Genomic DNA, 23,187 nt, shown 5'->3' on the forward strand with positions numbered 1-23,187 from the left:
TGAAAGTAAGCCCGGCTCCTAGCGTGAACGTCGTCGAGAACATCGAACGAGGAGCGAATCATGATCGTGGTGACCGGGGCTACCGGCAATGTGGGACGGCCGTTGACGCGGGCGCTGGCCGAGGCGGGCCAGCAGGTGACGGCGGTGTCGCGGCACGCGGCAGCAGCACCGGAAGGTGTCCGCCACGTGGTGGCCGACCTGGGCGAGCCTGCCGGCCTCGAACCCGCGCTGGCCGGCGCGAAGGCGCTGTTCCTGCTGCTCTCCGGCGACCTGCACGCCCCCGGGGCCAGGCCGGGCGACATCATCGGCCGAGCCGCGGCCGCCGGGGTCCGACGGGTCGTCCTGCTCTCCTCGCAGGGCGTGGCGACCAGGCCCTTCGGCACGACGCGCATCGCGATGCGAGCGGTGGAGGACGCACTGCGGGACTCCGGCCTGGACTGGGCGATCCTGCGGCCGGGCGGCTTCGCCTCCAACGCCCTGTGGTGGGCCGAGCCCGTCCGCACGCGGCGGGTCGTCGCCGCGCCCTTCGGCGACGTCGGGGTGCCGATCATCGACCCGGCGGACATCGCCGAGGTCGCGGCGGCCTGCCTTCTGGACGACCGGCACACCGGCGGCGTATACGAGCTGACAGGCCCGGAGTTGATCACGCCGCGCCGGCAGGCGGAGGCCATCGCCGCCGCATTGGGGTCCCCGGTGCGGTTCGACGACCTCACCCGCGACGAGGCCAAGGCCTTCATGACCCAGAGCCTGCCTGCCGAACTCGCTGACGACACCCTGGACATCCTCGGATCCCCGAACCCGGCCGAACTGCGCGTCAGCCCGGACGTGCAGCGGATCCTCGGCCGCGCCCCACGCCCCTTCGCCGACTGGGCCGCCCGCAACGTCGCCGCGTTCCGCTGAGAGCCGCCTTCCGACGGGTGAGTTACCGATCACCGAGGCGGGCGACCCCAGAACGAGCAGTGGTGTGCGGAATCCACGCCGGCGGGATGGATTCCGCCCAATCCGGGAGCGAGCGACCGCACCGACCTCGCGTCAGGTGACGAAGGGCGCAGGACGGGCCAGGTCGGGGCCCCGGGGGCGTTCGGGTCTCCGGTGCGCGCGAAGTGTGCGCTCCGGCTTCGCCCCCCGGCTGGAGCGCTATCGGGCCCTGGTCGGCACGGCGACCGGCGGGCGCGTGCCGAACATGACGGTGGCTCACGGATGACCGACCGAGGGACTGTCGATGTCGATGTCGATGACCCCGAGCCCTTTCCCGTCCAGGGCCTCCGTGCAGGCCCGTCGGCGCGGACACCGGGCAAGATCCACGAATGGTCACCCTCCGCGTTTAGACGGCCGGGATTTGGTAACAAAGAGTAGCAACAGCAAGTCAACACCCGGCGAAAGGCAGGAACATGAACCTCGTTGCCGTCCTCATCCTCGTCGTGGCCCTCGTCCTCGTCGGCCTTCTGATCGTGGCTCCGAGCGCCACCGTCCGGCGCAACCCCTTCCCGGGGCGCCGAGCGCGGGCAGACCATCGCCGCTCGGGCGCTCCCCGGTCGGCCCGAGTACCCGGTCAGCGGGACGTCTGGCACCACGCGCGCTGACCCCGGGGTGGACTGCCGCCGCACGCCCCGCCGTCAGACCGGCGGCAGGGGCGGTGGCGGGCCCTGTGCGAGGATCCGGGCCGCGGCAAACTCCTCGCGGGAGGCCTGTTCGGCCAGGTCCAGGTAGCCGTACGCGTCGTCGCCGACCGGGATCCGCAGCGGTGTCGGGCCCTCGGCCCCGACGATGGACAGAACCCGCGCGGCGAAGTCCTCGGGGCGTCCCGTCTCGGGGTTTTCCGCGAGGCCGCGGGCGCCCTCGAGCATCTCGCGGTTGGTCACGTCGTATGCCGGGATCCGGCGCCGTGCCTCCGCCATGGACGTGCCGTAGCGCGTGGCGAACATGCCCGGTTCCACCACCGTGACCCGGATGTTGTGCGGGGCGGCCTCGATGGCCAGCGCCTGGCTCATGCCCTCCAGGGCGTGCTTCCCGGCGACATAGGCGCCCATGCCCGGGAACGCGATCCGGCCGACCACGGAAGAGATGTTGACGACGTGGCCGTGGCCCTGGGCCCGCATCAGCGGCAGGACGAGCCGCGTGAGCCGCCATGGGCCCACGACCAGGGTCTCCAACTGGTCGCGCAGTTCGGCGTCCGACACCTCCTCCACCGCGCCGAACAGTCCGATGCCCGCGTTGTTGACGAGGATGTCGATGCCGCCGAGACCGTCGGCGGCTCTGCGGACGGCTTCCTCGCAGGAGGCGGCGTCCCGCAGTTCGAGCGGGATCGGGACGATGCGGCCGGGCCAGGTGGCGGCGAGGCCCTCCAGGTCGGCGGTCTTGCGGGCGGTGACCGCCAGTTCGTCCCCGGCCCGGGCCGCGGCCGAGGCCAGCGCGCGTCCGAGGCCGGAGGAGCATCCCGTGAGCAGCCAGCGTCGTCCCATCGTTACCCCCGTGACGAGCGAGTGTTCCGGACCGTGGTGGTGACGGTCATGGTCGTGGGACGGCGGCCCGCGGTCATCCCTCCCCGCGGGGGCGTGCGGAGGCGCGCGGGCGCACCTGCGGGCGCGCACGGCGCGGGCCGCCCGTGCCGAGGCGGGACCGCGGCGGCCCGGCGCTCTACCGGTCAGACGGATTCGGTCGCGAAGAGCTCCAGGTGGGCGCAGTGCGGGCAGCGGTACGCCTCGATGCGCCGCCGGGGCCTGCCCAGCCGTTTGGCACCGCCGAACAGGCCGCGTTCCAGCGGCCCGGCGATCCAGCGCGCGTACCCCCGCGCCCCCTCCCCGGCGTCCTCGACGAAACCCGGCTCCAGGCCGACGCCACCGCAGTACGTACATCTCATCGCTTCCACGGAGCGAGTGTAGGAAGCGGGCCGCCCCGCCTCGCGCCCTGGTGCCCCGGCGGGAAAGGGATCCAGAATGGGCGATCCGATACGGTTCCTGTACGAACAGGCCGGTGAGGTGCTGCGGAGCTTCCGTGAGCGCCGCCAGCGCCGCGTGGGTGAGGATGCCGGTGACCGTACGGGCCCTCGGGATGTCCTCTCAGATGCGCAGGGCGGGTCCCAGCGCCTCCTCCGGTCCGGCGTCCTCCAAGAGGAACGCCGCGAGGTGGCCCGGCAGTACGTCGTCGGCGATGTCCAGGACCGGGGCCAGCTCCTCCTCCGTGAACCGGGGAACCAGCGGGGCCAGCAGCGCCGCGACCGCCGGGGACCGGCGGTCGTCGGTCTCGGTGAACCCGCCGGAGCCGATCTCGTGCAGTGCGGCGCCGGCCTCGCCCGGCGACCGTACGCCCGAGTCGGCCACGATCAGCAGCGGCCACACCAGGGCGGTGTTCTCCGGGTAGGTACGGGCCTTCGCCACCCCCGCCGGCGCTCCCCGGAGCAGGGCGGCCCGCACCGGGGTCACGGCATCGGCCTCCCCGCGGGCGCGCACCAGGTCGAGGGCCAGGGCGGCCGCGCGTGCGTAGCCGTGTGCGGCCAGGGAGGCTTCCAGCGCGAGGCCCAGCGTGACGAGGTTCGGATCGCGTTCGGGTGCGGCGGCCCGCTGCGCGGAGAGGTACGCCGGGGAGGGCCCGGAAGCCCGAAGCCCTGGATCGTTGACGGCAGGGACCGCGGCGGCGGTGTCAGACCGCTGAAGTATCCTTCCCGCCACCGCACACCGACTCGGAGGAACCAGAGAATTGTCCGGCCTGTCAGCTTTCCCACTGCCCTTTCACGCATCCCGTTCCATATCGTTCGCGACACCCCGGACGCTGCGGGAACTTCAGATGATGCAGTGCAGCTCACACATTCGGGCGAAGCCGGGCTGGTTCGACAAGATGAACGATGCCGACGTCGTCGCCAGATGGACGCAGGAAGCGGTCGCCCAGGGCCTCACCGAAGCACAGGTTCGCCATGTACTTGCCGAACTTCTGCATTACGCCGCGCTGCGGGACGGACGAACCGGCATCGAGATGTCCGGCGTCGACGGGGTGTGGCAGTCGGACGCGCTGGTCGGCGAAAAGCTCAGGTCCCGGCTGAGCAAGGCCGTTCAGGTGCTGGAACAAGTCCCCGAAGCGGAACAGGACTGGCATCCCGGCTCCGACGGCCAGGTACTGAATCTGGTTCACCCCTCGCTGTTCTGCCTGGTGAGAGAGGTGAGCGGCGCGCCCGAGCGGGCTTGGCGGAATCCGACGGACCGGTATTCGAAGTACGAGTTCTCGGAGAAATTCCAGTGGCTGCCCACGGACGTCGACGTCAGTGACGACGGCGATGTCGCCTTCCGTTCGTACGTCAACAACATCCACCCCGACCTTCACAGCGAACTCGCGTCCGTCCTGCCGGATTTGTTCGCGCGCATGCTGCCACTGCTGGAGAACGTGCTCACCGATCTGCGCCATCCGCGGCCCTTGCGCATCGAGGCCGATCCTTACGGGTGGTACGACTCGGAACCGGAGTACCCGAGCAAATCCTCCTACGGCGATGACGGGGCCTACGCGGAAGCCCTCAGTGCGTGGGAACAGGCCCAGGACGACTGGTGGGAGAACCGCCGCCCGGTCATCCCGGACGCCCCGGCCTTCACGCCTCCCGAGCTGCCCGACGCATCCGCCCGGGTCGACCTGCGCGGCCGCCGCCTGCAGGTCATCGTGAAGCTCGCCACCATTCACCTCACCCCGGACAAGCCCGAGTACCCCGGCGGTTCCTGGCACGTCGAGGGAATGATGAACGAGCGGATCGTCTCGACCGGCATCTACTACTGGGACAGCGAGAACACCACCGAAAGCCGGCTGAGCTTCCGGGCGGCGCTCGACGACCCGAACTACGAGCAGAACGACGACAACGGCGTGCGCGAGGTCTACGGCTTGGAGGACGAGGACGCGCTGAACCAGATGCTGGGATCGACGTCGACCCCGGCGGGCCGTTGCCTGGCGTTCCCGAACATCCTGCAACACCGCGTCAGCCCGTTCCGCCTCACGGACACCACCCGCCCGGGACACCGCAAAATTCTCGCGTTCTTCCTGGTCGACCCGTCGGAGACGATCGTCTCGACGTCAGATGTGCCGCCGCAACAACCATGGTCCGACACGTCGACCATGACTCTCGAACAGGCCAAGGCCTACCGCGAACAGCTCATGCAGGAACGCAAGTTCTTCGTCGACGAACACAACGAGCAGCTGTACGAACGGGAATTCTCCCTCTGCGAGCACTGAGACCCGGCCCTCGACCCGCCGGAGCAGTTCGTCCGCCTTCGCCCGGTGCCTGTCGCGCAGCCCCGGTCGCCACCCCCGTCACCCGGACATACGCTGGCCGTACGGGGAGGCGGCCACGGGCCGCCCTCACAAGAACACCGCGTTGCCGATGGCTCAGGCACCATCGCGCTTGCCGGCCGTGTTGCCCCCTTTCATCGACCGTTGACGGTCGTGAACCGCGCCGGCACTCTCCGCTGCTTTCCCTGCGACCAGGGAGTCGCAATGACAAGACTTTCTCGTACACGCCGTCGAGCCGTGGCCATTGCGGCAACGCTGATGGCCGGAGGAATGGTGTTGGGGGCGGGCTCAACGGCGTCCGCCGCCGTCTCGTCCAGCCTTCCCGCCGAGGTCAGCCCGGCGGACCAGGCGGCCCTGCTGAGCGACACCAATGCGATACGCCAGACGGAAGGCGCGCCACCCATCGCCTGGGACGCGGCTCTCGCCTCGGGCTCGCAGTCATGGGCCGACAACCCCTCTTCCCACGCCAGTGGGCTCGCGCATGACACGAGCTTCAACAACGGCGCCGAGAACATGTCGGGCGCCGGACCGTCCCAGGCCGTATCGCAGTGGGGCGGAGAGAAGGCCGCCTATGACGCGGCCGGCCCGAACTGGGACACGAACAGCCCCGGCTACAGGAACTGGGGCCACTACTGGAACATGGTCCAGAAGAACTACACGAAGATGGGGTGCGGTGCCGCAGCCGGCGTGACGGTCTGCCGCTACGCCTGACAGGACCGCAACCATACGTACGGAGAGCTTCCGGATCGCCACCGACCGCTTACGGCCGCACTCGACGGCCTGGGCGAATTCCCGCAGGCGCGCATCGCCACGAAACACGGACCGCCGGGAAATCCGTCGAACACGGGCCCGGCGATGCCGTAAGGTGGGGTTCACCGACGCGGGGTGGAGCAGCTCGGTAGCTCGCTGGGCTCATAACCCAGAGGTCGCAGGTTCAAATCCTGTCCCCGCTACTACCCGGAAGGGCCCGGATCCTCAAAGGATCCGGGCCCTTCTGCCGTACTCGGACCGCCTCATCCCGTTTGCCCCGGAGAGGCGTGAACCGGCTCAGAAGTGGTAGACGCAGGGGGTCCGCGCGTTGGCGGGACAAGGAGGTTCTCATGATTGTCCTCGGCGTTATTCTGCTGATCCTCGGCTTCGTCTTCGGGATGTCGATCCTGTGGACGATCGGCCTGATCCTCCTCCTGGTGGGTCTGGTTCTTTGGGTGCTCGGCGCTGTGGGGCACGCGGTCGGAGGCCGACGGCACTATTGGTGACGGTGAGGGCACCGAGCCGTACGCGTTCTCCCGCCTGTCGGGAAGCAGTGTCGTGATCCACGCGTTGTCAACCGCTCAGACCCGCCGGTGCTGCACCGGCGGGTCTGAGCGCGGGCTGTCCGGGGCGAGGTCTTCACCGACCACGGAAAGCACGAAGGCGTGGCCGGCAGGGTCGGCGTATCGGCGCCGGGTGGTGCGGCTGCCCGGCAAGCCGCCGCCGTCCTCCGCGTCCACCGGGCGGGCGCCGAGGGCCACGGCCTCGCGCTCGGCCTCGTCGAGGCATCGCGCCGCGACGAGGATGTGCACGTGGGCCTGTTGGGACCCCTCCGGGAGCGGCCAGCTCGGCGGGACGTGGTCCGGATCGCGGCGGACTCCGAGCACCACGCCGGCGCCGCCGGTGACGAGGAGGAGTTCCCCGTCACCGGGCGCCGGCCCTGTCGTGGCACCGAGCAGTTCGGCGTAGAACCGTGCCAGCAGCTCGGGCTCGGCAGTGTCCAGGACGAGAACGGTTGTCTTGGGTACGGTCATGCACTCCGTTTGCCCTGTGTCGCCGCCCGTACACGGCACGTGCCCGCAGTCGGCGGCTCTACGATGCGAACCGGCCGTTGCGCCCGATCACTCATGAGGAGCGGGAGCGGATACGCAGTCCGATCTCCCGTTCCTGGTCACCCGACACGGCTCCCATGTCCTCGACGTCGAAGTGTCCGGCGAGCGCGGCCTGCACGCGCTCCACCGCACGGGGGCTTCCCTGGAGGGTGACTTCGGCAGTGCCCTTCAGCCGAACGGGGACCGCCTGGCCCTCTGCCGATTCCGTCGGCTTCGCCGCATCGAGGGTCGCGCTCCAGACAGTCGCGGCCTGACCGCCCCGCACTGCGCTGCCCGCCCCGGTGTCTGCGGGGAAGGAACGCTCGAGCAGGTCGAGGAGGGCGCGCGCGTCCTCCTCGGAGCAGTCGCCGACCGCCACCACGACTTCGGCCACCGGGTTGTCCTTGTTCTGGCTGTCCATCGAGGACCTCTCTCCTGCCGTGCAGCTCGGTGCGGAGCCTGAGACCGGGTAGCCGCGCCGGCCGCCGGCCGGGCACCGGCCGCGCGCGTCGGGGTCGACCCCGGAGGCGGCGCCTCCACGCTCACACAGGGAACCGGACCGCGCATCATTTGCCTCACGGAGGGTGCGACCCCTGAGCCTCGGCAACGCGGCGAGGCGAGGCGCACGACGGAATGCGGCCCCGCGACGCCGAGGCGCCGGGGGCCGCATCCTGTCACCCGCGAGCCCTGAGGGGACTCAACGGGGCGGCGTCAGGTCCTGTCGCGCTTGTCGCGCAGGGAGTCCATTGCTCCACGAGCGCGTTCCTCGGTCTCGCTCAGGGCTTCCTTCGCCTTGCCCTTGGCCTGGTCCGTCTTGCCCTCGGCCTTCATCCGGTCGCTGCCGGTGACCTTGCCGACGGTCTCCTTGGCCTTGCCCTTCGCCTGGTCCATCTTTCCCTTGTCAGTCATGACGAACTCCTTCGGTGTGGGGATCCCAACGGGCTCAAACTAGATGAAACCGGACGATTACGCGCAGTGGAGACGGAGGCGGCAGTCGTCCGGCGGGCTTCGGCTTTCGTCGCAGCCCACCTCCGACAGCCGCCTGCCCCGTCGTCCTCCTGGCATGCGCAAGGATCCGAGATCCCTGTCATGCGACCCGCCCGTGGCTGCGGCCCACCCGGCAGTCGGTCGGCCGACAGGGCCGAGTGGCGGAGCTCCGGGTGCCGGGGTCGGGGTGGGCGGGCACAGTGGGCGCGGAGGGGGGAAGGCGGCGCGGGCGGCGCCGCGCACGCGGGACGGCACGTACTGCGTGACGCGGGCTCGCGGCCGGGCCACGGTACGGGAGAACGGGAGCACGGCGATGACATCGGACGCACCCATGCAGCTCGGCATGGTCGGACTCGGCCGGATGGGTGCCAACCTGGTGCGCCGGCTCATGCAGGACGGCCATCGGTGCGTCGTCAACGACGTCAGCCCCGATGCCGTACGGGCGCTGGAAGGGGAGGGCGCGACGCCGGCCTTCTCGCTGGAGGAGCTCGTCGAGCGGCTGGAACCGCCCCGCGCCGTGTGGCTGATGGTGCCGGCGGGCGTGGTCCAGGAGACCCTGGACCGACTGGTCGGGCTCCTGGGGCCGGACGACACGGTCATCGACGGCGGCAACTCCTACTACCGGGACGACATCACCCGGGCCCGGTCCCTCGCAGATCGCGGCATCCACTACGTCGACTGCGGCACCTCGGGCGGCGTCTGGGGCCTGGAACGCGGCTACTGCCTCATGATCGGCGGCGAGCGGGGTCCGGTGGAACGGCTCGGCCCCCTCTTCCGCACCATCGCGCCCGGCACCGGCAGCGCCGAGCCCACCCCCAGCCGGACCCGGACCGACGGCACCGCCTCGCACGGCTACCTCCACTGCGGTCCCAGCGGCGCCGGCCACTTCGTCAAGATGGTCCACAACGGTGTGGAGTACGGAATGATGGCCGCCATCGCCGAGGGCCTCGCCATCATCAAGCACGCCGACGCCGGCCTGCGCACGCGTACCACCGACGCCGAGACCGCACCCCTGTCCGATCCCGAGGCCTACCAGTACGAGATCGACGTGGCCGAAGTCGCCGAGGTGTGGCGCCGCGGGTCCGTCGTCGGCTCGTGGCTGGTCGACCTCACCGCCGACGCCCTGGCCCGCTCCCCCCGGCTCGACGACTTCACGGGCCGCGTGTCCGACTCCGGTGAAGGGCGCTGGACCGTGCTGGCGGCCATCGAGGAGAGCGTGCCCGCCCCGGTGATCAGCGCCTCCCTCTACGAACGCTACGAGTCCAGGGGGCTGGGCGAGTTCACCGCCAAGGTGCTGTCCGCCATGCGCAGCGAGTTCGGCGGCCATGCCGAGAAGCGCCCCGGCGCGGACGCGTGAGGGGGCCCGCCGTGGACACGGATTCCGACACTTCCCGGACCCGGACCCGGACCCGGAACCAGACCCGGCCGCGCCCCGCCGACCACGTCGTCGTGCTCTTCGGCGCGACGGGTGACCTCGCCAGGCGCAAACTGCTGCCGGGCCTCTTCCACCTCGCCAAGGCCGGGCTCCTGCCGCAGCGCTACCGCATCGTCGGCTCGGCCCCGGCGGCCGAGGCCCTGAGCGACGAGCAGTTCCGCGCCCACGCGCGCCAGGCCGTGGCGGAGTTCGGCCGCTCGCGCCCCGAGGGCCCTGAGTGGCAGGAGTTCGAGGCCGCCCTGTCCTTCGGCGCGGCCGACACGGACGCGACCGAGCCGCTGGTGACGGCGGTGCGCGAGGCCGAGCAGGCCGTCGGCGGCACTCCCAGGCGGTTGTTCCACCTCGCCGTCCCGCCCGTCGCGTTCACCTCCGTCGTCGAGCTGCTCGGGGCCACGGGGCTGGCCCGGGACGCGCGCGTCATCGTCGAGAAGCCCTTCGGGACGGACCTCGCGTCCGCCCGCGCGCTCAACGCGGCCATCCACGCCGTCTTCGACGAGTCCCGGGTGTTCCGCATCGACCACTTCCTCGGCAAGGAGGCGGTGGACAACATCCTCGCCCTGCGGTTCGCCAACGGGCTCTTCGAGCCGCTCTGGAACCGCGAGCACATCAGCCACGTGCAGATCGACGTGCCCGAGCAGATCGACATCCAGGGCCGCGCCCACTTCTTCGAGGGCACCGGAACCTTCCGCGACATGGTCGTCACGCACCTGTTCCAGCTGCTCGGATTCGTGGCGATGGAGCCGCCGGTCGCCCTCGAAGCGCAGTCGCTCCGGGACGAGCAGGTCAAGGTCTTCCGCAGCATGCGGCCCCTGGACCCCGCCCGCGTCGTACGCGGGCAGTACAGCGGCTACCGCGCCGAGCAGGGGGTCGATCCGGCCTCGGACACCGAGACCTTCGTCGCGCTGCGCGTCGACATCGACAACTGGCGCTGGGCCGGCGTGCCCTTCCACCTGCGCTCGGGCAAGGCGCTGGCCGAGGGCCGGCACGTCGTCACCCTCGGCCTGCGCGAGCCCGTGCTGGGCATGTTCCCCCTGGACGCCCGGGAGGCGGCGGACGGCCGCGCCAACGAACTCGTCATCGACTTCGCCGACCCCGGCTCCATCACCGCCCGCTTCCTCGCAAAGGAACCCGGCCCCACCATGCAGCTCGCGGAAGCCGACATGGTCTTCGGCTACCAGAGCTCCTTCACCACCGAGAACGCCCTGGAGGCGTACGAGCACCTCATCCTGCAGGCCATGCTCGGCGACCAGTCCCTCTTCACCCGGTCCGACGGCATCGAACGCCTGTGGGAGGTCTCCGCGCCGCTGCTGGACGCGCCTCCACCCGTCGTCCCGTACGAGCCCGGATCCTGGGGGCCCGAGGCCATCACCTCCCTCGCCGCCCCCTACCGGTGGCACCTGCCCGAACGACACCGGCCCGCCGGGCGGTGAGGCGACGCATGCTGGGACTTCCCGATCACATCAGCGCCTGCCTCTTCGACCTCGACGGCGTACTCACACGGACCGCGAAGGTCCACGCGGCCGCCTGGAAAGAGATGTTCGACGACTACCTGCGGCGGCGGGCCGAGCGCGACGGTTCGCCCTTCGTGCCGTTCGACGCCGTGCACGACTACGACGAGTACGTGGACGGCCGCCCCCGCGAGGACGGCGTACGCACCTTCCTCGCCTCTCGCGGCATCACGCTGCCCGATGGCACGGGGAGTGACGGCCCCGACCAGGAGACGGTCCACGGCCTCGGCACCCGCAAGAACGACCTGGTGCTCCGCGCCATCCGCGAGCAGGGCGTCGAGTCCTACGAGGGCTCCGTGGCCTACGTGCGCGCCGCACGCGACGCGGGCCTGCGCCGCGCCGTCGTCTCCTCCAGTGCCAACTGCCGCGACGTGCTGGTCGCGGCCGGCATCGAGGACCTCTTCGAAGAGCGTGTCGACGGCATCACCATCGTCGAGCAGGGACTGCGCGGCAAACCCTCCCCCGACAGCTACCTGGCGGCCGCCCGCCTCTTCGGCACCGACCCCCAGGATGCCGCGGTGTTCGAGGACGCACTGGCCGGGGTGGCCGCCGGCAAGTCGGGCGGCTTCGGTTTCGTCGTCGGCGTCGACCGCACCGGTCAGGCGGCCGAACTGCGAGCGCACGGCGCCGATGTCGTCGTCTCCGACCTCTCCGAGCTGCTGGACCGCTGATGATCACTCACGAGAACTTCGCGACCGAGCCCTGGCAGCTGCGGGAGACGGCCCTCGACCTCGCCGTCCTCGCGCAGAGCGAATCCGTGTTCGCCCAGTCCAACGGCCATCTCGGCTGGCGCGGCAACCTCGACGAGGGCGAGCCCCACGGCCTGCCGGGCTCCTACCTCAACAGCGTCTACGCGAGCCGCCCGCTCCCCTACGCCGAGGCCGGGTACGGGTATCCGGAGTCAGGGCAGACAACCGTCAACGTCACCGACGGCAAGGTCATCCGGCTGCTGGTCGACGACCACCCCTTCGACCTGCGCTACGGCGAACTCCTCTCCCACGAACGGGTCCTGGACTTCCGCACCGGCGTCCTGAGCCGGTCCGCGGAGTGGACCACGCCCTCCGGGCGGACGGTACGCCTGACCTCGCACCGCATCGTCTCCCTCGCGCAGCGGGCCGTCGCGGCGATCTCGTACAGCGTCGAGACCGTCAACGGTCCGGCCACCATCGCCGTGCAGTCCGAGCTCGTCGCCAACGAGCAGCTGCCCACCGCCTCCGACGACCCGCGCATGGCCGCCGCCGTCGAATCCCCGCTGCTCCCCGAGGAGCACTACGCGCACGGCACCCGGCTGCGCCTCGTCCACTGCACGGCCACGAGCGGGCAGCGCGTCGCGGTGGCGGCCGACCACCTCGTGCAAGGCCCCGCCGGCACCGCGTGGGCCGCCGAGAGCGAGCCGGACGTCGCCCGCCTGACCGTGACCGCCACCCTCGAACCCGGACAACGGCTCGAACTCGTCAAGTTCGTGGCCTACGGCTGGTCGGCGGAGCGCTCCCTGCCCGCCGTGCGCGACCAGGTGGAGGGCGGGCTGGCAGGGGCCCGCACCACAGGGTGGCAGGGACTGCTCGACGCACAGCGGGCCTGCCTGGACGAGTTCTGGTCCTCTGCCGACGTCGAGGTGGAGGGCGACGAAGAGGTCCAGCAGGCCGTCCGGTTCGGCCTCTTCCACCTTTACCAGGCCTCCGCGCGCGGCGAGCGGCGCCCCATCCCGGCCAAGGGCCTCACGGGCACCGGCTACGACGGCCACGCCTTCTGGGACACCGAGTCCTTCGTCCTGCCCGTCCTCACCCACACCGCGCCGTACGCCGTCGCCTCCGCACTCGCCTGGCGGCATTCCACGCTCCCCCGCGCGCTGGAGCGAGCCCGTCAACTCGGCCTGGACGGCGCGGCCTTCCCCTGGCGTACGATCAACGGCGCCGAGTGCTCGGCCTACTGGCCTGCCGGAACCGTCGCCTTCCACGTCAACGCCGACATCGCCGCGGCCGTCGAGCGGTACGTGTTCGCCGCCGGCGACCGGGAGTTCTACCGCGGTCCCGGACTCGACCTGCTGGTGCACACCGCGCGGCTCTGGCGCTCGCTCGGCCACTTCGACGCCGACGGCGTCTTCCACATCGACGGGGTCACCGGTCCCGACGAGTACAGCGCCATCGCACGCGACAACCTCTACACCAACGCCATGGCCCGGCGGAACCTCCTCGCCGCAGCGGACGCCGTATCGCGCCACCCGGACCGGGCACCGGACCTCGGCGTCGACGCCGAGGAGATCGCGGACTGGCGCAACACCGCCGAGCGGACGGCCATCCCCTACAACCAGCGGCTCCGGGTGCACGAGCAGTCGGACGGCTTCACCGACCAGGAGCCCTGGGACTTCGACGGCACCTCCGAGGACCAGTACCCGCTGCTGCTGCACTTCCCGTACTTCGACCTGTACCGCAAGCAGGTCGTCAAGCAGGCGGATCTGGTCCTGGCCATGTTCACGTGCCCGGACGAGTTCACCGCCGAGGAGAAGGCCCGCAACTTCGCCTACTACGAGCAGCTGACGGTCAGGGACTCCTCCCTCTCCGCCTGCTGCCAGGCCGTGCTCGCCGCCGAGACCGGCCACCTGCGCCTCGCCTGGGCCTATACCCGCGAGGCGGCGCTGATGGACCTGGACGACCTCGAACACAACACGCGGGACGGCCTCCACATGGCCTCGCTCGCCGGCACCTGGATCGGCCTGGTCCAGGGCCTCGGCGGGCTGCGGCTCATCCGTCCGGCCCCGGACGCGCCCCCGCAGGACCGGCCGTCCGGGATCCCGCAGGCCGAGGAACCGCCGGCTCCCCTGCGCTTCACGCCGCGCCTGCCGTCCTCGCTGACCCGGCTGGCCTTCAACGTCCGTTTCCAGGAGCGGCTGATCCGCGTCGTCATGGGCCAGTCGACGGCCCGCTACACGCTCCTGTCCGGAGAGCCCCTCACGGTGTTGCATCACGGCACCCGGGTCGCGCTCACCGTGGACACGCCGACGGACCTGCCCGTCCCGCCCGCACCCGACTCCCCCGAACCCCGCCAGCCCAAGGGCCGTGCGCCCGGCACCTGAGGTGCGGGGCCCGCAGTCGCCGCCTCAGGGCCGCTCCGGGCCGGTCGCCGCCGCACGCGGAGGCCATGCCGAGGGATCCAGCAGGCCGAGGACGTAGGCACGGGCGACCAGAGCGGGGCGGTTGGGTACGTCGAGGCGTCGGCAGAGGCGGGTCACGTGGTAGTTGACCCCGTCGACGGTGAGGCCCACCTCGCGGGCGATGGCCGATCCCGACGCCCCCGCCGCGACGAGCGGCAGGATGCGCGCCTCCTGGGGGCTCAGGCCGTCGGCCGGGTCCTCCGGAGGCAGTCCGGGCCGGCCTCCGCCCGTTTCCCCGGTCAGCTCCTCGGTCAGCGAGACCAGCAGGCGGGGGATGTCGTCCTGCGGATCGGAGACCGGTTCGACGGTGACCCGGCCGTGGCGGGCCGTTCCCCGGACCTGCCAGCTCACTTCGACCGGGTAGCGGGACCTGCGGCGCGAGCGCAGGGCCTCGTCCAGTCTGTGCAGCTGCCGGTCGTTGGTCGGAGTGAGGATGTCGAGGAGCCGGCGGCCTTCCAGTTTTCCCGGTTGGAGCTGCCACGCGGAGGCGAACGCGGGGTTCGCGCCGAGGATCAGGCCGTACGCGTCGCTGATCGCCAGTGCCACGGGCGCCCGGTCGAACAGGCTGACGAAACGCGACCGCCAGGCGGCCGCCGCCTCGCCCGGCGCACGCCCCGACGGCTCTGTCACGCGCTCTCCCCCTGCCACGGCCGACTGCCTCCGATCAAGGCCCGGAACGCAAAACACCCCTACAAGAATAGGTAGTCGACGCACGCCATCGCCCCGGCGGTCGCGTCACCGTGGACACACCACGGCTGACGTGACCAGAAGAGGCAGACGCCATGAATGAATCGCACACCACCGGCACCGGACCCTTCGACGACGCCGCCGCGCACCCGCCGGTCGTCGACGTGAGCGACTCGGGGATGACGAGCACCCCCCTGCAGACGGCCATGGGGCACGCCCGCCGGCTCGGTCCGGTCTTCGTCCAGCGCTTCCACGACCGGGAGACCGTGTTCGTGAGCTCGGCGGCGCTGGTGGAGGAACTCTCCGACGAGCAGCGCTTCGTCAAGGGCATCGGCCCGGCGCTGGAGAACGTACGCGAGGTCGCCGCCGACGGACTGTTCACCGCGTACAACGACGAACCCAACTGGGCCAAGGCGCACGACATCCTGCTCCCGGCCTTCGCCCTCACCTCGATGCGCACCTACCACCCGCACATGCTGCGGGTCGCCCAGCGGCTCATCGGCTCCTGGGACGCCCGGTTCGCCGCGGGCACCGACGTGTCGGCCCCGGTGGAGGTCGCCGAGGACATGACCCGGATGACCCTGGACACCATCGGCCTGTCCGGCTTCGGCTACGACTTCGCCTCCTTCGGGCGTGAGCAGGCGCACCCGTTCGTCCAGGCACTCGTCCGGGCGCTCGCCCACAGCCAGGCCAAGCTCGGCCGGGTGCCCGGCGCGGACCACACCGCCGAGGACGAGGCGTTCGCCGCGGACGCCGCCTACCTGGCCCGGGTCGTCGACGAGGTGATCGAGCAGCGCAAGGCCTCGGGGGACACCTCGACCGACGATCTGCTGGGCCTGATGCTGGGCTCCCCGCATCCCCGGTCCGGCGAGGCGCTCGACGAGGCGAACATCAGGAACCAGGTGATCACGTTCCTGATCGCCGGCCACGAGACGACTTCGGGCGCCCTCTCGTTCGCGCTGTACCACCTCATGAAGAACCCGGCGGTGCTGCACCTGGCCCAGGCCGAGACCGACGCGCTGTGGGGAGACGACCCCGACCCCGAGCCCTCCTTCGAGGACGTCGGCAGGCTGCGCTACGTACGCCAGGTCCTGGGCGAGACGCTGCGACTGTGGCCCACCGCCGCCGCGTTCGCACGCGAGGCGCGCGCCGACACCGTGATCGGCGGCCGCCACCCGGTCAAGGCCGGGCAGCGGATGCTGGTGCTGACCCCGATGCTGCACCGCGACCCGGTGTGGGGCGACAACGTCGAGGAGTTCGACCCGGACCGGTTCGCCGCCGAGGCGGAGGCGGCCCGTTCCCCGCACGCGTACAAGCCGTTCGGGACCGGGGAACGCGCCTGCATCGGACGGCAGTTCGCCCTCCACGAGGCGACGATGCTGCTGGGCATGCTGGTGCACCGCTACCGCTTCGTCGACCAGGGGCGGTACGAGCTGCGCATCAAGGAGACGCTCACGCTCAAGCCCGACGGGTTCACGATGTCCCTGGCCCGGCGTACCCCGGCCGACCGCTCCCGCAACCTCGCGGCCCTCGGTGCGGTCCTCCCGGCCGGCCACGGGGAAGACACCGAGGCGCCTGCGACGGGCGCCTCCCCCACCCGGGCCGTTCCCGGCACGACGCTGACGCTGCTGCACGGGTCCAACTTCGGCACCTGTCGCACGTACGCCGAAGAACTGGCCGAAACGGCGGCGGAACTGGGCTTCGAGGCACGTGTCGCGCCGCTCGACGACCACCGCGACGGCGGGCTGCCGACGGACGGGCCCGTGGTCGTCGTCGCCGCCTCGTACAACGGACGACCCACCGACGACGCGGCCGGATTCGTCTCCTGGCTGGCGCAGGCGGGACCCGGCGCCGCGGAAGGCGTGCACTACGCCGTCCTGGGCGTCGGGGACCGCAACTGGGCCGCCACCTACCAGCAGGTGCCCGCGCTCATCGACGGCCGCCTCGCCTCGGCGGGTGCGGCGCGGCTGATGGACCGCGCCGAGGCCGACGCCTCCGGGGACCTCGCGGGAGCGGTACGCGGCTTCACCGCAGCCCTGCGCCGGACGCTGCTGGAGCGCTACGGCGACCCGGCGTCCGTGGCTCCCTCCGGGGCTCCGGACTCATCCGGCCCCGCGTACGACATCGTCGAGATCACGGATGGGCCGCTCGACGCGCTGGCCCGACGCCACGGCCTCCGGCCGATGACGGTGACGCAGACCGGGGATCTCGCCGACCTCGGCCACCCGGCGGGCAGGTCGAAGCGCTTCCTGCGCGTCAGGCTTCCCGAAGGGGTCCGCTACCGCACCGCCGACCACCTCGCCGTCCTCCCGGCCAACGACCCCGACCAGGTGGAGCGGGCGGCCCGGGTCCTGGGCGCCGACCCGGGCTCGGTGCTGAACATCCGGGCCCACCGCCCCGGCCGGACCACCCTGCCGCTCGACCGCCCCGTCACCGTACGCGAGCTGCTCGCCCGGTACGTCGAGCTCCAGGCCCCGGTGACGGCCGAGCAGGCGGCGGTCCTCGCGGCGCACGACCCGTGCCCGCCGGAGAAGGCCGCGCTGGAACGGATCGCGGCGCAGGCCGCGGGAGCCGACGGAGCCCGCCGGGGCTCCCTCGTGGACCTCGTCGAGGCGCACCCCGCGCTGCGGGGCCGGCTGCCGTGGCCCGTACTGCTGGAACTGCTGGAGCCGATGCGGCCCCGCCACTACTCCATCTCCTCGTCGCCGTCGGCAGGTCCGGAGCAGGCCGACCTGATGATCTCGCTGCTCGAAGCCCCTCACCGCTCCGGCCGGGGCGGCGTGTTCCGCGGAGCGGGCTCCTCGTACCTGCACCGGGTGCGTCCCGGCGACACGGTCCTCGCGCGGGTGCAGCCGTGCCGGGAGGCTTTCCGTGTTCCGCACGACGAGCGGACCCCGGTCATCATGATCGGCGCGGGTACCGGCCTCGCGCCCTTCCGGGGGGCGATCGCCGACCGTCGGGCGCTGCGTGCTTCGGGAGCCGAACTGGCACCGGCGCTCTGCTACTTCGGCTGCGATCACCCGGATGTGGACTACCTCCACCGGGCGGAGCTGGAGGACGCCGAGCGCCACGGCGCCGTCTCCATGCGCCCCGCCTTCTCGCTGGCGCCCGAAGGCGGGGTCCGCTTCGTACAGCACCGGATCGAGGCGGAGGGCGAGGAGGTCTGGCGGTTGACCGAGGCGGGCGCCCGCATCCACGTCTGCGGGGACGGCTCCCGCATGGCCCCGGGCGTCCGCGAAGCGTTCCGGCGGCTGTACGTCCGGCACAGCGGGAAGGACGGGGCGGCGGCCTCGGAGTGGCTGCGAGGGCTGATGGCCGACGGCCGGTACGTGGAGGACGTCTACGTGGGCGGCTGACCGGCCGGGGCTCTGTATCCGGCCGATGCGTAGATGTCGTCGTCGATTGGCCGGATTCTGAGACAACCCCGAGTCGTGCCGGTTAGCCTTCACGAAAGTTCGCAGGACTCACGCGTACACGGCGGAGGCGACACATGACGACGAAAATGTGGATCGATCCGAGGAGCCGCTGGAAGGCCACGGGGCAGCTTCAATCGGACGGTAGTCTGCGGAACGCCACCGTGGATGACAACAACGGGATCACGAGGGAACGCAACCACACCTTCTCCTCGGAAAGCGATTTCATCTCCTGGGTCAGGCGGCACACCAACTGAGGCTTGCCTCAAGATGTTTGCGCAGACCAGGGCCGCGGTCACCTGGCCGGCCATGGGGACGCGGGCGTTGGGGGCCTTGACCTGACCGAGGCCAAGGCCCCCAGGCAATAGCGTCATCACCCGGGATTCCATCCGGCGTCGGCCACGTTTCCACGGAATTGCCGACCGGAAAGGTCCACCGGGGATTTTGAATTCCGGTCAGGGAATCGCATCACGGACTTGTGGCGCGGATCGCCGATTGGGCTCAGGCCGCGGTGGGGGTCGCGCGCCGGGCGAGGGCGTCGGACATCTTCAAGGTGACGTAGAGCGAGCCCGCCAGGGTGACGACGAGCAGCGCACCCACCGCGAATACGCTGCCGGTGGAGACGGCGGGCGGGCTGCCCGCCTCGGAACGGGCGGAGCCGCTGAGGAAGGGGACCACGCCCAGTACCGCGATCCCGAGGACGACCTCTCCCCAGACGACCTTGGGGAAGTGCCGCAGGGTCAGACGCAGCAGCGAGGAAGCGTCATCGTCCCGGCGGGCTTTGACGATGCGGGGCATCAGCCAGAACTGGTTGACGGCGCCGGCCGCCACCATGCCGATCACGAGAAGGATCTTGACCAGCACGAAGAGCCCGTAGGTCGTCGTCCACAGCTGGCTGATCGAGCCGACGTGCTTCCAGCCCAGCCACAATCCCGAAGTGAGCACCGCGCCGACGCAGACGAGGGCGACGAGCGAGAAGCGGCGCCATATGTCGGCCCACAGCAGACCCGCGTTCTCCCCCAGCCGGCGGCGGGAGGCGGCGAGGCCGGCGAGGAAGGCCAGGCCGCCGATCCAGACCACGCCGCTGACGATGTGGACCTGGCCGAACACGAGGTCCAGCACTTTGTCCGCGTTCTTGGGCGCGGTGGCCGGCACCGCCGCGATGAGCGTCACGGCGAGGCTGGGCGGCAGGGCCGTCAGCGCGACCGCGTTCAAGTGCCGCCGCGCACGCGGCAGGAACAGTGCGATCAGGACGGCGGAGGCGAGCAGCAGCACGATGTTCTGGACGAGGTAGACAGTGCCCTGGGCGATCCAGGCGCCCTTCCCCGCCGGGGCCCGGAGGAAGTCCCAGATCCGCGCCGGCGAGAGCGCGTCGCCGAACGGCATGCCCTTTCCTGCCCGGGCCAGCCGGGCTGCGAGCTGGAAGTATCCCGCGACGAGCAGGACCACCCCGGCCCAGGCCAGGTAACTCGCCGCTCTTCGTCTGGTGACCTCCACGTCGTCGCCGTGGCTCGTGGCCTCGCGCAGGGAGGGACGTACCGAGGCCGCGTACGTGACCGTCGAGCCGATGGCCCCGGACAGCCCGATGAAATATCCGGCCTTGGTGAGTACTCTCCAGGACGCGGGCATGGTGTAGCCGGCCGAGGCGGCCAGATGTATGAGCTGCATAAGGTGAGGCTAACCTAAGTGACGCGGGGCTCATCGGCATCCGCCCGGACATGGTTGAACCTTTACCAGCCTCCTCACCGCGCCTCCCGCGGACGCCACGGCAGTGGGAGTGATGCGCCCAGGGGTGTGGCAGAAGCCCGGGGCACCTGCCCGTCGGGCCGGCCCTGCAGCGGGTCAGGGCCCGGGTTCAGGGTCGGGGCCGGGTTCGCGAAGGCGGCCCGGGATCGGGGCGAGCCGTTGCCGGGCCCCCGCGCCGACCCCGGCGAGGATGGGTGGCGAACCAGATGGGTGGCGAACCACTCGTCGGTCGGCGGCTGCACCCACCCACGGTCCGCGCTGATCAGCGCTGCCCGGGCAGGGCGACAGCCGGGTGTCCGGCGACCTGCCCGCACACGAAAAGAGGCCTGATCGTGCAGCTCACCCTCCTCGGCGCCACCGGCCCCATCGGCCGGCAGGTACTCCAGCAGGCCCTCGCAGCCGGGCACCGGGTCACCGCACTGGTCCGTGACCCGGCCCGACTGCCGCAGCGCGACCACGAGCGCGTCACCGTCGTCATCGGCGACGCCGCGTCGGCCGCGGACCTCGAAGAGGCGGCACGGGGCAGTCAGGCCCTCATCTGTGCCCTCGGACCGGGCAGGGACTTCAAGTCCACTCTCGCCACCCGCACGGCCGGTCCCGTCCTGGAAGCCATGTCCGCGGCCGGCGTGGAGCGTCTCGTCTGGCTCTCGGCTCTCGGCTCGGGCGACACCTCCCGGCACCAGTCCCACTTCCAGGCCGCGGCATCGAAGCTGGTGATGGGCACGCTCATGGCGGACAAAGGCATCGCCGATGAAACCATCGCCCGCAGCGACCGCGACTGGACCATCGCCCTGCCCGTCATGTTCGGCGACGGCCCGGCCACGGGGGCCTACCGGACGATCCCGCTGGACGGAACCGAGGGACGTACCGGCGGGAGGATCAACCGTGCCGACGTCGCGGACTTCCTGCTCTCCGCGGCTACCAGCGGCCTGTGGGCCCGCCGGCGCGTCATCCTCACGCGCTGAGCCGCCGCTCGCGCAGTACGCCGCGCGGGGTTGTCGCGGCGGACGCCGACCACCAGCAGGGCGCACGCGACCGCGAGGAGCGGCCCGGGCGTGAACGGGAGGACCACGGCCCGGCTCGAACGGGCCGGCCCGGTTGGCCAAAAGGGTCCGGCGGCCTGTCACCGCATCGCGTCGGTGATGCGGAAGCGCAGTCGGCAGATCACCGCGTCGGTGTCGCGGCGTACGGCGTGCGCGACGACGGATCCGCGCTGGTTCTGCAGGAGCCGCTGCCACAGGTGCGCCGGCTCGGTCTCCGGGATCAGTACGGTGACCTGCGCGCCCGCGTGGGTGGCGGTGAGCTCGCGCACGTACTCCGAGACGGGGCGGCCGAGCGCGCGGGTCGGCGAGGTGACCTCGACGAGCTCGACTCCCGGGTCCCACAACTCCCAGTCGCGGCGCAGGGCCTCGGCGTTCTTGCGGTCCTCGGGCGCGGAGTGCGTGACGGTGACGGCGAACACCTCGTCCCCCATCGAGCGGGCGGCGGTCAGCGCCTGCCGGGTCAGCTTCGAGAGCCCGGAAACGGGTACGACGACCAGCGAGCGGGACGTCGTCGGGGGCTGCGGGATACGGCCGATCTCCAGGCGCTCCCCGATCTGCCCGTACGTCCGCCGGATCTTCTCGAAGCCGAGGACCAGCAGCGGGAGGGCGAGGACGATGACCCAGGCGCCTTCGGTGAACTTGGTGGCGGTCACGACGAGGGCCGCGACACCGGTGAGGATCGCGCCGAAGGCGTTGAGGACCGCCTTGTTGCCCCAGCCCGCGGGGCGTTCGGTGTACCAGTGGCGGACCATCCCGACCTGGCAGATGGTGAAACCGACGAACACGCCGATCGCGAAGAGCGGTACGAGGGTGTTGGTGTCGCCGCCGGAGAAGACCAGCAGGGCCGCCGAGATCGCGGCCAGCGCGAGCACGCCGTGGCGATGGACCTGGCGATCGGCCTTCAAGGCGAACAGGTGCGGCAGGTAGTTGTCGCGGGCCAGCAGGCTCATCAGTACGGGCAGTCCGCCGAAGGAAGTGTTGGCGGCGAGCGCGAGCAGCACCATCGTGGCGAACTGGACCACGTAGAAAGCGATGTTGTGCCCGAAGGAGGCGTCCGCGAGCTGCGCGAGGACGGTCACGCCCTCGACGGGCTGGAGGTGGAAGCGGCCGATGAGGATCGACAGGCCGGTCAGCATCACGCCGAGCAGGGCCCCGAGCGCGACCTCGGTGCGCTGGGCGCGGCGGGCGGCCGGGGCGCGGAAGGACGGCACGGCGTTGGCGACGGCCTCGACGCCCGTCAGGGCGGAGCAGCCGGCCGCGAAGGCCTTCAGCAGCAGGAGCGCGCCGACCGTGGTCGCGCCTTCGCCGAGCGCCGAGGCGTGCCCGGCGGCGGAAGCGGTGCTGACCGGCCCGTCCCGGAACAGCCCGACGGTGATCATGGCGAGGATCGAGCCGACGAACAGGGCCGTCGGCAGCAGGAAGGCCTTGGCCGAGTCGACGACCCCGCGCAGATTGACGGCGGTGACCAGGAGGAGGACGCCGAGGCACATCCAGACCCGCTCCCCGTACAGCCCCGGGAAGGCGGAGGTCAGGGCGGCCGCGCCGGCCGTGACCGACACGGCGACGTTCAGCACGTAGTCCAGGATCAGCGAGGCCGCGGCCACCAGGCCGGTACGGCGGCCGAGGTGCCGCTTGGCGACGGCGTACGAGCCGCCGCCGTCCGGGAACGCGGCGATGACCTGCCGGTACGAGGCCACCAGCACCGCCAGCAGCGCGGCGATGGCGAGCGTGACGGGAAGGGTGAACCCCATCCCGTACGCGCCGGCGGCCGCGAGCACCAGAACGATCGACTCCGGCCCGTACGCCACGGACGCCATCGCGTCGAGGGACAGTGCCGACAGCCCTTGGAGGGCCGTGAGCTTGTGACGGGCGTCGGCTCCCGTATCGGGAGGCTCCTCCGTGCCGGGGACCGAGGCCGCCGTGTCTCGTTTGCCTAGCTGAGTGGCCATGTTGCCGGTCCCTCCGATTGAGCGAAGACGAGGGACAGCGTGGGGGCGAGAACGCGGCGTGACCAGCCCTCTTGGCGCACTCCATACGCGGGCGCGTCCACTCTTCACGCACTCCTGACGGCCTGGCCGGCAGTGGTGTTCCGTCGGTGGCGATCGTCGTCCTGA

20 protein-coding genes and 1 tRNA gene are annotated in these 23,187 nt (G+C 71.4%); 12 read left to right on the forward strand and 9 right to left on the reverse strand.

What is annotated here, in order from left to right; genetic code table 11:
- Positions 1-60 precede the first annotated feature (60 nt).
- On the forward strand, positions 61-900 hold the full coding sequence (locus tag ACFXGI_RS31660) for an SDR family oxidoreductase (RefSeq protein WP_384714135.1): 840 nt from the start codon (positions 61-63) through the stop codon (positions 898-900).
- 491 nt (positions 901-1,391) lie between these two features.
- Positions 1,392-1,583 carry a hypothetical protein gene (locus ACFXGI_RS31665; RefSeq protein ID WP_384714138.1) on the forward strand — a complete coding sequence of 64 codons (192 nt, stop codon included), beginning with the start codon at positions 1,392-1,394 and terminating at the stop codon, positions 1,581-1,583.
- A gap of 33 nt (positions 1,584-1,616) precedes the next feature.
- Here the strand turns inward: ACFXGI_RS31665 and ACFXGI_RS31670 are convergent, their stop codons facing one another.
- The 3 genes from ACFXGI_RS31670 to ACFXGI_RS31680 all read right to left on the reverse strand — a co-directional run bounded on the left by ACFXGI_RS31670 (position 1,617) and on the right by ACFXGI_RS31680 (position 3,668).
- Positions 1,617-2,462 carry an SDR family oxidoreductase gene (locus tag ACFXGI_RS31670; protein WP_384714141.1) on the reverse strand — a complete coding sequence of 282 codons (846 nt, stop codon included), beginning with the start codon at positions 2,460-2,462 and terminating at the stop codon, positions 1,617-1,619.
- Between the two features lie 182 nt (positions 2,463-2,644).
- Positions 2,645-2,860: a hypothetical protein gene (locus ACFXGI_RS31675; RefSeq protein WP_384714265.1), complete on the reverse strand. Its 216-nt coding sequence runs from the start codon at positions 2,858-2,860 to the stop codon at positions 2,645-2,647.
- Positions 2,861-3,059: 199 nt separating this feature from the next.
- Positions 3,060-3,668: a hypothetical protein gene (locus ACFXGI_RS31680; protein WP_384714144.1), complete on the reverse strand. Its 609-nt coding sequence runs from the start codon at positions 3,666-3,668 to the stop codon at positions 3,060-3,062.
- A 28-nt stretch (positions 3,669-3,696) separates the two neighbouring features.
- Here ACFXGI_RS31680 and ACFXGI_RS31685 point away from each other — a divergent pair, with 28 nt between their 5' ends.
- The 4 genes from ACFXGI_RS31685 to ACFXGI_RS31700 all read left to right on the forward strand — a co-directional run bounded on the left by ACFXGI_RS31685 (position 3,697) and on the right by ACFXGI_RS31700 (position 6,518).
- Positions 3,697-5,205: a DUF4246 domain-containing protein gene (locus ACFXGI_RS31685; RefSeq protein ID WP_384714148.1), complete on the forward strand. Its 1,509-nt coding sequence runs from the start codon at positions 3,697-3,699 to the stop codon at positions 5,203-5,205.
- Between the two features lie 294 nt (positions 5,206-5,499).
- A complete protein-coding gene (locus tag ACFXGI_RS31690) occupies positions 5,500-5,973 on the forward strand; it encodes a CAP domain-containing protein (protein WP_384714151.1) in 474 nt (157 codons plus the stop codon).
- Between the two features lie 168 nt (positions 5,974-6,141).
- A tRNA-Met gene (locus ACFXGI_RS31695) sits at positions 6,142-6,215 on the forward strand.
- A gap of 147 nt (positions 6,216-6,362) precedes the next feature.
- Positions 6,363-6,518, forward strand: a complete 156-nt coding sequence (locus tag ACFXGI_RS31700) for a DUF6131 family protein (protein ID WP_384714154.1) — start codon at positions 6,363-6,365, stop codon at positions 6,516-6,518.
- A gap of 75 nt (positions 6,519-6,593) precedes the next feature.
- On the opposite strand, the gene ACFXGI_RS31705 is transcribed toward ACFXGI_RS31700, so the two are convergent.
- From ACFXGI_RS31705 to ACFXGI_RS31715, 3 genes are all read right to left on the reverse strand, one after another.
- Positions 6,594-7,046 carry a VOC family protein gene (locus ACFXGI_RS31705; RefSeq protein ID WP_384714157.1) on the reverse strand — a complete coding sequence of 151 codons (453 nt, stop codon included), beginning with the start codon at positions 7,044-7,046 and terminating at the stop codon, positions 6,594-6,596.
- A gap of 91 nt (positions 7,047-7,137) precedes the next feature.
- A complete protein-coding gene (locus ACFXGI_RS31710; RefSeq protein WP_384714160.1) occupies positions 7,138-7,524 on the reverse strand; it encodes a hypothetical protein in 387 nt (128 codons plus the stop codon).
- Positions 7,525-7,814: 290 nt separating this feature from the next.
- Positions 7,815-8,012 carry a CsbD family protein gene (locus ACFXGI_RS31715; RefSeq protein WP_384714163.1) on the reverse strand — a complete coding sequence of 66 codons (198 nt, stop codon included), beginning with the start codon at positions 8,010-8,012 and terminating at the stop codon, positions 7,815-7,817.
- A gap of 391 nt (positions 8,013-8,403) precedes the next feature.
- Here ACFXGI_RS31715 and gnd point away from each other — a divergent pair, with 391 nt between their 5' ends.
- Genes gnd through ACFXGI_RS31735 form a run of 4 tightly spaced genes read left to right on the forward strand, consistent with a single transcriptional unit; the run spans position 8,404 to position 14,106 of the window.
- Positions 8,404-9,447 (forward strand): phosphogluconate dehydrogenase (NAD(+)-dependent, decarboxylating), encoded by a 1,044-nt coding sequence (gnd, locus tag ACFXGI_RS31720; RefSeq protein WP_384714166.1) that lies wholly within the window; start codon positions 8,404-8,406, stop codon positions 9,445-9,447.
- Between the two features lie 11 nt (positions 9,448-9,458).
- Positions 9,459-10,955, forward strand: a complete 1,497-nt coding sequence (gene zwf, locus ACFXGI_RS31725; protein ID WP_384714169.1) for a glucose-6-phosphate dehydrogenase — start codon at positions 9,459-9,461, stop codon at positions 10,953-10,955.
- A gap of 8 nt (positions 10,956-10,963) precedes the next feature.
- A complete protein-coding gene (locus tag ACFXGI_RS31730) occupies positions 10,964-11,704 on the forward strand; it encodes an HAD family hydrolase (RefSeq protein ID WP_384714172.1) in 741 nt (246 codons plus the stop codon).
- A complete protein-coding gene (locus tag ACFXGI_RS31735; RefSeq protein ID WP_384714175.1) occupies positions 11,704-14,106 on the forward strand; it encodes a glycoside hydrolase family 65 protein in 2,403 nt (800 codons plus the stop codon). The genes ACFXGI_RS31730 and ACFXGI_RS31735 overlap by 1 nt, the downstream gene beginning before the upstream one ends.
- A 24-nt stretch (positions 14,107-14,130) precedes the next feature.
- Here ACFXGI_RS31735 and ACFXGI_RS31740 read toward each other — a convergent pair whose 3' ends face one another.
- Complete coding sequence (locus ACFXGI_RS31740) at positions 14,131-14,814, reverse strand: PAS domain-containing protein (RefSeq protein WP_384714178.1); 684 nt, start codon at positions 14,812-14,814, stop codon at positions 14,131-14,133.
- A 152-nt stretch (positions 14,815-14,966) separates the two neighbouring features.
- On the opposite strand from ACFXGI_RS31740, the gene ACFXGI_RS31745 reads away from it, so the two are divergent.
- Positions 14,967-18,227, forward strand: coding sequence for a bifunctional cytochrome P450/NADPH--P450 reductase (locus tag ACFXGI_RS31745; protein WP_384714181.1), 3,261 nt, complete (start codon positions 14,967-14,969; stop codon positions 18,225-18,227).
- A 558-nt stretch (positions 18,228-18,785) separates the two neighbouring features.
- Here the strand turns inward: ACFXGI_RS31745 and ACFXGI_RS31750 are convergent.
- Positions 18,786-19,952: a copper resistance D family protein gene (locus ACFXGI_RS31750; protein WP_384714185.1), complete on the reverse strand. Its 1,167-nt coding sequence runs from the start codon at positions 19,950-19,952 to the stop codon at positions 18,786-18,788.
- A 410-nt stretch (positions 19,953-20,362) separates the two neighbouring features.
- On the opposite strand from ACFXGI_RS31750, the gene ACFXGI_RS31755 reads away from it, so the two are divergent.
- A complete protein-coding gene (locus tag ACFXGI_RS31755) occupies positions 20,363-20,995 on the forward strand; it encodes an NAD(P)-dependent oxidoreductase (protein WP_384714188.1) in 633 nt (210 codons plus the stop codon).
- Between the two features lie 158 nt (positions 20,996-21,153).
- Here the strand turns inward: ACFXGI_RS31755 and ACFXGI_RS31760 are convergent, their stop codons facing one another.
- A complete protein-coding gene (locus tag ACFXGI_RS31760; protein ID WP_384714191.1) occupies positions 21,154-23,022 on the reverse strand; it encodes an APC family permease in 1,869 nt (622 codons plus the stop codon).
- Between the last annotated feature and the right edge of the window lie 165 nt (positions 23,023-23,187).

The sequence above is a fragment of the Streptomyces sp. NPDC059355 genome (assembly GCF_042752335.1).
GTDB lineage: Bacteria > Actinomycetota > Actinomycetes > Streptomycetales > Streptomycetaceae > Streptomyces.